Here is a 4,067-nt window from a genome sequence, read left to right as displayed (position 1 = left end):
CTGCTGCTGTCCGCGTACTCGGCGCCGCACCTGCCCTCGCCGCTGCCGCCGGTCGACGACCTGGACGACCCGGCCCTGATCGAGTTGCTGCGCGCCACGGGCGGTCTGCCCGCCGACCTCCCGGCCCGGCCGGCATGGCGGGACCACTGCCTCCCCGCACTGCGCGACGATCTGCGCCTCTGCACCGGGTACCGCGATCCCGCAGACCCGCCGCTTCCCTGTCCGACGCACGTGCTCGGCGCGGACGCCGATCCGCTGGTCGGCGAGCGGGATCTCCGCGCCTGGGATCGGCACACCACCGAGCTGCGCGAGGTGCGCATCATGACGGGCGATCACTTCTACCTCGAGCACACACCCGAACAACTCTTCCGTGTGCTCCGGCCGGTGCTGCGCCGGTACGCCGCTACTGTCCCGGCGGGGTGACGGGCGGCGGCAGCTGCCCGGGCGCTCCCCCCGGATCCAGCGGCGGATGCTCGTCGGCGCCACCGGGGTTCGCGAGCGGTCCCGGACCGTCGACTGGACGACGTGCCTCGACCTCGGCGGCGCGGACGGCCTGCGCGATGGCCGGGTCGGATTTGGTCTCGAACCAGTCGGCGACCTCTTCCGAATCGTCCTCGGGCTTGGGCAGATCCTCCTCCGTGGTGGACGGTTCGTACCGGAACACCCCGTCCTGCCCCTGCGCGCCGAGGGTCTTCGCGAACCCCTTGAGGGCGTCACCGAAGTCGCTGGGCACCAGCCACACCTTGTTCGCGTCGCCCTGCGCCATCTGCGGCAGCGTCTGCAGATACTGGTAGGCGAGGAGTTCGGGGGTGGGCTTGCCGGATTTGATTGCGGCGAACACCTTTTCGATCGCCTTCGCCTGCCCCTGCGCCTGCAGGTACTTCGCGGCCCGGTCACCCTGCGCCCGCAGGATGCGGGACTGCCGCTCACCCTCCGCGGTGAGGATCGACGCCTGCTTCGCGCCMTCCGCGGCGAGGATGCGGGACTGCTTGTCGCCCTCCGCCGTCTTGATGGCCGACTCCCGGTGACCCTCGGCGGTGAGGATGGTGGCCCGCTTCTCGCGGTCCGCCTTCATCTGCTTCTCCATCGACTCCTGGATCGACGGCGGCGGATCGATGCTCTTGAGTTCGACCCGGGCCACGCGCAGACCCCACCGGCCGGTGGCCTCGTCCAGCACGCCACGCAGCTGCCCGTTGATGGAGTCACGGGAGGTGAGCGTCTCCTCCAGCGTCATCCCGCCGACGACGTTGCGCAGCGTGGTGGTGGTCAACTGCTCGACACCGACGATGTAGTTGCTGATCTCGTACACCGCGGCCTGCGGGTTGGTGACCTGGAAGTACACGACGGTGTCGATGTTCAGCGTCAGGTTGTCCTGGGTGATCACCGGCTGCGGCGGGAACGACACCACCCGTTCACGCAGATCCACCTTGGCCCGGATGCGGTCCGCGAAGGGGATCAGGAACGTCAGCTGGCCCGACACGGTCCGCGCGTACCGGCCCAGTCGCTCGATCACCGCGGCCTCGGCCTGCGGCACCAGCGCCACCGATTTGGCCACCACCAGGGCGACGAACAACACGAGCACGATCAACACGATGAGCGCTGCCATCTACGGTCCCCTCCATACGACGGCGGTCGCGCCGTCAATTTGCATTACCGTCACGGTCGTTCCCGGTGGATACACTTCCGTGCTGTCGAGCGGGCGGGCGGTCCAGACGTCGCCGCCGAGCTTGATCTGCCCCGCGTGTTCGGCGACCTCCTCGAGCACCAGGGCCTGCTTGCCGGTCAGCGCCTCGATCCCGGTCGGGGTCGGCGGCGGGGTCTCGAACTTACGCAACAACACCGGCCGCACCCCGAGGATCAGGGCGAGGGACAGCACCCCGAAGATCACCGCGTCGACCCAGACCGGGAAGTCGGTGATCGCGGTGACCCCGGCCGTGGCCAGCGCACCGCCCGCCAGCATGAGGAGGAAGAAGTCCCCCGTCAACGCTTCCGCGGCGGCGAGCAGCACCCCCGCTACCAGCCAAATCAATGCAGCCACAACACCATCTAACCAGAATCTCCGGAACCGACGGTGACGAAGTCGACCAGCTGTTCGACCGCCCCGATCAGCGGCGCCTCCAGGTCCCGGAACGTGTTGACGGCCGAATAGACCCGGCGCCAGCCGTCGCGCGGTGTCCCCCACCCCAATTCGCGGCACACCCCGGTCTTCCAGTCCTCACCGCGCGGGATCTTCGGCCACGCCTCGATGCCCACCGCCGACGGGCGGACCGCCTCCCACACGTCGATGAACGGGTGCCCGGTCACGAGCACATCCGGACCGAGGCCCTGGGTCAGCTGGGTCTCCTTCGATCCGGTGACGAGGTGATCGACGAGGACCCCGACGCGCCGTCCGGGGCCGGGCCGGAATTCGGCGAGCCGCTCCCCGAGATTGTCGAGACCCTCGAGGTGCTCGACGACGACACCTTCGACGCGCAGGTCGTGCCCCCACACCCGTTCCACGAGGGCGGCGTCGTGCACACCCTCCACCCAGATCCGGCTCGCCAGCGCCGTCCGGGCCCGCAGCCCCTCCACCTTGGTGGATCCCGACGCCGATCGGGTGGTGGCGGGTCCGGCGGGCTTGGCCGCCGGGCGGACCAGGGTGACCGGTTTCCCGTCGATCAGGAACGCCGCCTCCCGCATCGCGAACAACCGGGTGCGCCGCGCCCCGTCCTCGAGGCGGACGAAATCGCCGTCGTAGGTGCGCTCGAACCCGACCACCGCCCCGCAGAAACCGGTGCCGGCGTCCTCGACCACCAGGTCGCGCTCGGCCGGGACCGTCGGCGTCACGGGCTTCCGCGCGCGTGGGTGTCCGGAAAAGATGTCGCCGTATCTGTCGCCTCCGCTCACGGGCGCTGACGCTATGCCAGCGGCGCCGTTACGCACACGCCGCCACGCCGACATATGCTCGTTTATCGTGACTTCACCCAGCGCCACTCTCACCGTGTGGGCCAGTTCCTGGCTCGCCGGGAACAGTGCACCCGACGACGTCATCGACGCCCTCCACGCGTGGGCGCCGATGCATCTCGCCTGCGCCGAGGACGAGGGGACGGCAGGCCGCACCGGGCTGCCGTGGCCCCACCCGCAGGACGCCGGGGTGACGGCGCTGCTCCAGACGATGCGCCGCTCCGTGTCGCAACCCGAGACCGAGATCCGGCTGGTCCTGCCTGGGCCGGGCGACGTGCGCGGGCTTCCCGCGGGCACCGAGTTCGCGTCCGCCGCGGTCAGCGCGGGCGAGGGTGTGCTCGTCGGGCCGCCCGGCCGGTCCGGAACGGGGCTGGTCCCGCACGTCGAGGGTCCGGACGTGCTGCGCTGGACGGTGTCGACGATCGAGCGGCTTCCCCTCGACGCCCACCACACCGGGCTGGGTGAGGCCGAGTTCACGATGCGGCAGGCGGTGCGGGACGCCGCGGCCGCGCTCGAGGCGCTGCACATGCTCGATTCCGGTTTCGGCGCCGACCCGCGCGCGCTGATCGCCGACGCGCTGGCGCAGTCCGCGCGGCACCGGTATCCGACGACGATCGCCCCGCGGGCGCTGCGGATCCTGGACTCGGCCGATCAGGTGGCCGCGATCCTCACGGTCGCCGAGCAGATGGCCCCCGCGCGCACCGTGTCCGCGTCGGGTGCGGCCACGCTCGAAGACCTACTGCGGCCGCTGCGGTCGGCGGTGCGCTCGGCGCGCACCGCCGCCGTCAATGCGTGTGCGCGGGACGGCCTGACGGCCTGACCACGGCCCTGCAGCAGTCGACCGCGCAGGACCGACCGTCGAGGGTCGAACCGAGCAGCGGCTCGGAACCGAGCCGCTCGGCGGGTGCGCCGGCCAGTTGCTCGGCCACGAGTGCGACGACGAGTTCCGCGAACCGCCGATCCGTTCCGGGGGTGGCCGCGCGTACGAAGTCGATGCCGAGTTCGGCCGCCCTGTCCCGGGCCTCGGTGTCGAGATCCCACACCACCTCGAGGTGATCGGACACGAATCCCACCGGGCACACGATCACCGCGCCCACCCCGCGGCCGGCGAGGGCGTCCAGGTG

6 protein-coding genes are annotated in these 4,067 nt (G+C 71.1%); 2 read left to right on the top strand and 4 right to left on the bottom strand.

Annotated features, from left to right (window positions below; genetic code table 11):
* The coding region (locus AC1D1G_RS42655; RefSeq protein ID WP_477956647.1) for a thioesterase II family protein at window positions 1-423 on the top strand (423 nt) is incomplete at its 5' end.
* Here the strand turns inward: AC1D1G_RS42655 and AC1D1G_RS42650 are convergent.
* Genes AC1D1G_RS42650 through AC1D1G_RS42640 form a run of 3 tightly spaced genes read right to left on the bottom strand, consistent with a single transcriptional unit; the run spans window position 404 to window position 2,886 of the window.
* Window positions 404-1,606, bottom strand: a complete 1,203-nt coding sequence (locus AC1D1G_RS42650) for an SPFH domain-containing protein (protein ID WP_477956646.1) — start codon at window positions 1,604-1,606, stop codon at window positions 404-406. The genes AC1D1G_RS42655 and AC1D1G_RS42650 overlap by 20 nt on opposite strands.
* Entirely contained in the window at window positions 1,607-2,038 is a 432-nt protein-coding gene (locus tag AC1D1G_RS42645; protein WP_005241863.1) for an NfeD family protein, read from the bottom strand.
* 8 nt (window positions 2,039-2,046) lie between these two features.
* A complete protein-coding gene (locus AC1D1G_RS42640) occupies window positions 2,047-2,886 on the bottom strand; it encodes a DUF3097 domain-containing protein (RefSeq protein WP_283332367.1) in 840 nt (279 codons plus the stop codon).
* Between the two features lie 67 nt (window positions 2,887-2,953).
* Here AC1D1G_RS42640 and AC1D1G_RS42635 point away from each other — a divergent pair, with 67 nt between their 5' ends.
* Window positions 2,954-3,763 carry a hypothetical protein gene (locus AC1D1G_RS42635; protein ID WP_477956645.1) on the top strand — a complete coding sequence of 270 codons (810 nt, stop codon included), beginning with the start codon at window positions 2,954-2,956 and terminating at the stop codon, window positions 3,761-3,763.
* Here the strand turns inward: AC1D1G_RS42635 and AC1D1G_RS42630 are convergent.
* On the bottom strand, window positions 3,729-4,067 hold a 339-nt coding region (locus AC1D1G_RS42630), incomplete at its 5' end, for a ferrochelatase (protein WP_477956644.1). The two genes, AC1D1G_RS42635 and AC1D1G_RS42630, sit on opposite strands and share 35 nt — an antisense overlap.

This window comes from Rhodococcus sp. P3_B8 (assembly GCF_056402775.1).
The sequence above is the reverse complement of the archived record's forward strand: the minus strand, read 5'-3'. Positions and strand labels throughout refer to the sequence as shown.